This is a genomic window from Chamaesiphon sp. (assembly GCF_041737865.1).
Classification (GTDB): Bacteria; Cyanobacteriota; Cyanobacteriia; order Cyanobacteriales; family Chamaesiphonaceae; genus Chamaesiphon.
In genome coordinates this window covers 1-5,063 of record NZ_JBGSQZ010000034.1, presented here as the reverse complement: position 1 = coordinate 5,063, position 5,063 = coordinate 1, and the positions used below count along the sequence as shown (strand labels likewise).

General features: G+C 44.1%; 4 protein-coding genes. All 4 read right to left on the bottom strand.

All coding sequences use genetic code 11. The features are described from left to right. Positions 1 to 432 precede the first annotated feature (432 nt). The 4 genes from secA to ACEW9J_RS02450 all read right to left on the bottom strand — a co-directional run bounded on the left by secA (position 433) and on the right by ACEW9J_RS02450 (position 4,440). Positions 433 to 3,228: a preprotein translocase subunit SecA gene (secA, locus tag ACEW9J_RS02465; protein WP_373543562.1), complete on the bottom strand. Its 2,796-nt coding sequence runs from the start codon at positions 3,226 to 3,228 to the stop codon at positions 433 to 435. 178 nt (positions 3,229 to 3,406) lie between these two features. Beyond that, the gene (locus tag ACEW9J_RS02460) at positions 3,407 to 3,745 is read right to left on the bottom strand and encodes a DUF5615 family PIN-like protein (protein WP_373543561.1); all 339 of its coding nucleotides are present in this window, start codon (positions 3,743 to 3,745) and stop codon (positions 3,407 to 3,409) included. Further along, on the bottom strand, positions 3,742 to 3,969 hold the full coding sequence (locus tag ACEW9J_RS02455) for a DUF433 domain-containing protein (protein WP_373543560.1): 228 nt from the start codon (positions 3,967 to 3,969) through the stop codon (positions 3,742 to 3,744). Before ACEW9J_RS02455 ends, ACEW9J_RS02460 begins: the two co-directional genes overlap by 4 nt. Before the next feature lie 138 nt (positions 3,970 to 4,107). Next, positions 4,108 to 4,440 carry a hypothetical protein gene (locus tag ACEW9J_RS02450; RefSeq protein WP_373543559.1) on the bottom strand — a complete coding sequence of 111 codons (333 nt, stop codon included), beginning with the start codon at positions 4,438 to 4,440 and terminating at the stop codon, positions 4,108 to 4,110. Between the last annotated feature and the right edge of the window lie 623 nt (positions 4,441 to 5,063).

Genomic DNA, 5,063 nt, shown 5'->3' with positions numbered 1-5,063 from the left:
AAAGCCAACTAATTGGCTAGTTTTTAATAGTAATTAGCTAAGATCCCAATCCGAGCAATGAAATACAACAAATACGTGAGGAAGTATGAAGCGATCGAAACCCATGTGGAGTATAGGATCTAAATTTCCGGATGGGTCTACTGGTCGAATTATTGGGTTTAAATGTACTCCTCCAATTCGTTATCCTGTCAGTAAAAAAACTTATTCTAAACCGAAAAAGCAACAGCAAACAGCCTAATTAATCAATCTTTTTTGCTCACAGTTCTTTTCAGACATCTTTGATGCTGTCTGAGATTTTTTACTGCCCTATTTCGATTAGTCTAAACTCCAGTAAATAGAATCATGAAATAATCACAAAGCGTAGAAAGTACCCAACATTGATAAAATCCAGCATTGCTAGCAATGCTGGATTTTATCAATGTTGGGTACTTTCTACGCTGCTTGGGCTTGACGTTCGGGTGAGAATTGGAACATTGAGTAGACCACATTCCGGCGAATATCGGTCATCATTTCCAAGAACATTTCATAACCTTCCTGCTTGTACTCAATCAACGGATCTTTTTGACCGTAACCGCGTAAACCGACTGATTCGCGGAGGGCATCCATCGATTGGAGGTGTTCGCGCCAGAGGGTATCGATTTGTTGGAGGATAAAGAAGCGTTCGGCTTGACGCATTAGTCCAGCTTGAACTCGATCGATCTGAGTTTCTTTGATATCATAGGCTCGGCGGACTTCTTCGCGCATGAAGATTTTGATTTCATCAAAGGTCATATCGTCGAGCTGGGTAGGTGTCAAATCATCAAACAGATTGACAAATTCCCGTGATTTGGAGACTAAGCTTTCGAGTTTCCATTCTTCTGGTGGTAAGTCTGGGTCGATGTAAGCATTGACGATATCATCCATCGTCCGCTCGGCATATTTTACTACTTGTTCCTTGAGGTCTTGACCTTCGAGGACGCGACGGCGTTCGGCGTAGATGGCGCGACGTTGATTGTTCATCACTTCGTCGTACTCAAATACCTGTTTGCGGATGTCATAGTAATAAGTCTCGACCTTTTTCTGGGCACCTTCGAGGCTATTGGTGAGCATTTTGGACTCGATGGGCATATCTTCCTCGACGCGGAAGGCATCCATTAAGCCACTGACTCGATCGCCACCGAAGATTTGCATCAAGGGATCTTTTAAACTGAGGAAGAACTTAGTGGAACCTTTATCGCCCTGACGACCCGCACGACCGCGTAGTTGGTTATCTACACGTCTGGATTCGTGTCGTTCGGTACCGATAACGTGCAAGCCGCCGTTAGTTAGGACTTCTTCATGTTCGACAGCCGTGAGCGCATCATACTGTTTGCGGATGGCTCGATAAGCATTCCGCAGTTTTTGAATGGCTTCGATTTCCGTAGGTGCTTTTTCACAAGCGACAGCGATGGTTTCTTCAGCATCGAGTTCGGACAAGCTGCGTTCGCCATAGTAGCCGACGGCAAAATTCACCGCATCTTTGAGCAGAGCTTCGGTTTCCTTGGATAGTTCGGTGGGGAAAATATCTGGAGATGCTTTCCACGTTTTGACTTTTTTACCAGGTGCGAAACCTTTACCAGATGCCTTGCTCTGCTGTGCGGCGGCGACTGTCGCAGGACTAAAGTTACCATCATCTTCAGGTGCAACGATGCGGGGCATCAAGTACTCGCGGAGCTTGAGGCGTGCCATATAGTCGGAGTTACCACCTAAGATGATATCCGTACCGCGACCTGCCATGTTAGTCGCGATCGTCACTGCGCCTTTGCGTCCGGCTTGAGCGATGATTTCTGACTCCCGTTCGACGTTCTCTGGTTTGGCATTGAGGAGTTGGTGGGGAATTTCCAGTTGATGCAACAGTCGAGACAGAATCTCGGATTTTTCAATGCTGGTGGTACCGACTAGCACGGGACGACCTGTTTCGTGCATGTCCGCACATTCTTGCGCGACAGCACGCCATTTGGCTTCTTCGGTCTTGTAGACGACATCGGGAAAGTCATACCGCTGGCGCACCCGATTGGTGGGCATTACCGTTACCTGGATTTTATAGGTTTTTTCCAGTTCGACTTCTTCGGTTTTAGCCGTCCCTGTCATCCCGCCTAATTTAGGATAGAGGAGGAAGAAGTTTTGATAAGTAATCGTCGCTAGGGTTTGGGTTTCGTTCTGAATTTTGACTTTTTCCTTGGCTTCTACAGCTTGGTGCAAGCCGTCACTCCAACGTCGTCCCGATAGTACCCGTCCGGTAAATTCATCGACGATCGTCACTTCATCGTTCATGATGATGTAATTAACATCGCGAATAAATAGTTCTTTAGCTTTAATCGCGTTAAAAACATAGTGCGCCCAAGGATCTTCTTCGTTATAAAGATCCGTTACACCCAAAAGTCGCTCTGCTTCAGCAAACCCTTCATCAGAGAGCAGCACATTTCGGGCTTTTTCATCTACCTCATAATGGTTTTCTTTATTCAAACCACGCGCAATGTCAGACGCCTGGAGATACTTTTCCGTCGGACGTTCTACTTGACCGGAAATAATCAGCGGAGTCCGCGCTTCGTCGATCAAAATCGAGTCTACTTCGTCAATGACGCAGAAATTAAACGGACGCTGGACGACTTCTCCCATCGCTTCAGCCATATTATCCCGCAGATAGTCAAAACCTAACTCACTGTTAGTTGCATAGGTGACATCGCAGTTATAATTTTTTTTCCGCTCTGGGGGATTCATCCCAGATTGAATCAGTCCCACGGATAAACCCAAGAAGCGGTGAACTTGTCCCATCCACTCCGCATCCCGCCGTGCGAGATAATCATTGACGGTGATCACGTGGACACCTTTGCCTGTAAGGGCGTTTAAATAGGCTGGAAGTGTCGCGACGAGAGTTTTACCTTCTCCAGTCTTCATTTCAGCGATCTGCCCTTCATGGAGCACCATACCCCCCAGCATTTGCACGTCAAAGTGACGCAAGCCGAGGACGCGTTTCCCTGCTTCGCGAACTACCGCAAATGCTTCTGGGAGGATTTCGCCTAAGATGTCCTTTTCTTCCTCATAATTGTTTGCTTGCTCCAGTCTGCGCTTGAATTCTGTGGTTTTTCCCTTGAGTTGTTCGTCACTTAACTCCTGGATTTCTTCTTCGAGGAGCGTAATCTCGGTGACGATGGGTTGGTATTTTCTGAGTTTACGCGCGTTGGGATCGCCAAATAATTTTTTCAGCATAGGAGGCAAGCGATGGGGGAATTTAATCTAAATTATGAGTGCTGAACTATTTATTTCGTTACATGTACAGCTTTCTTATTTATTTATGGTATCATCAGCCACTCATTTATGGGTGTGTGGTCTACCGATCTGTAGAGGGTAGAGGGTAGGGAGTAGAGGGTAGCGATCGAGTTTGCCTTTAGCTGCCACTAATTTCGACGAGTGGTTCGCCAGAACTCAACAGTGCCAATATTTCGGACAATTTGGAACTTAGAATCTCTTTCAATCGATCGTTTGATGTATTCCCACATGTCAGGAGAATAATTTGTGGCGGTTGTCCAAACCGATTGACCAAATCGACAAAATCGCTGTCTTTGGTGATGAAAATGATCCCTTGAGCTTTTGCCGCCTCAAAAATTTCAGCATCTTCAGCATCTCTAAGTCCAATATCTCGTAGGGCTAGAGCTGAGATCCCAAATGTAGCTGTAATCCAAATTGAAATGGCAGGCCAAAGGTGTGCATCGATCCAAATCGTCATGCAACCACCAATACCGGATGATCTAATTTACGTGCAGCATAGAAGAGTGCTGCTTTGAGGTCGTCTGCTTCTAAATCGGGCATTTCGGCAAGAATCTGTTCGGCACTAAGTCCAGCTACAAACAGATCTAAAATATCTGATACCCGAATTCTCATCCCGCGAATGCAAGGACGACCGCTGCACTGTTTGGGATTAACAGTGATTCTTGCAAGTAAATCTGACATCTGGCTTACCTTGATGTTGATATGTTTATTTTATCTCATTGGTTAAGTGGGAAAGGATAAATATTTACAGCATCAAGATTGCCTAAAACATACATCTTCGCTCGAAAACAACTCATAACTCGATCGCCGTAACTCTCATTATTGAACGACTGAATCGCGCTGATATGCCCAAATTGTGATGAACCAAAACGTAACTCCCGTCCAGAGTAACCAGAGCAAATGTAGCCAAAGATGAGGATCTCCAACTGCACCAGATGCCCATAGAGCTAACTGTCCGTAGTGATAAAACGGTGAAAATGCGCCAATACCCTGAATAAACTGAGGTGATTGAGCAAGAGACTTATCGGAGTAAGTCATTAACCCAATCAGAATTACTCCTGCCGCGATTGAATTGTAGCTTTTTGGGGATATTAAATAACTTAGTCCTAATCCAACCAGCGCAAACGGAATGGCACCTAAAATCATGCTCATGAAAATTTCAAATCCTACGGCATAACTTAGTTCAATGCCAGGTTTTCAAATACCTATGGTTAATATGACTGGTAGAACAAAAGTGCATAACAATAGTACGGTGACAATCTTTGTAGCTATATATAGTAATGGTGGTAAAGGAGTAGTGCGTAAAAATTTTAGCCATTTCTCTGTGCGCTCAATAGCAACACGACTACCTATTCGCTCGATTGCTATTGTGAAAAAGATTATTCCGTAGTAAGAAATTAATGTTGTCTTATTATTACATAATATAGCGGGTAAGAACTCGATCGATAAAATACACAATAAAAATATAGGAGTTCGCCATATTTGAAGTATTTCGACCCAGAGCTGTTGCTGAAACACTAGCAGCAGATGATACCATAAAATACTTTGATGACCTTGGGTTAATGTGGTGGTTACAGTTCGAGTGGCTATTGCCTCAGGGTGAACGCACTTAAATTTTCTATTATTAAAAATAAGTGAAAATTAGATACAGATTTAATTTATCAAAGACGTGAAGTCTGTGTCTACAGGTAGCTTTAGCTAATTAATTATGATGGAATACCATCACATGATACATTTGGTCGAGTATTCTCACAAATAAATCCTAATGAATTCAA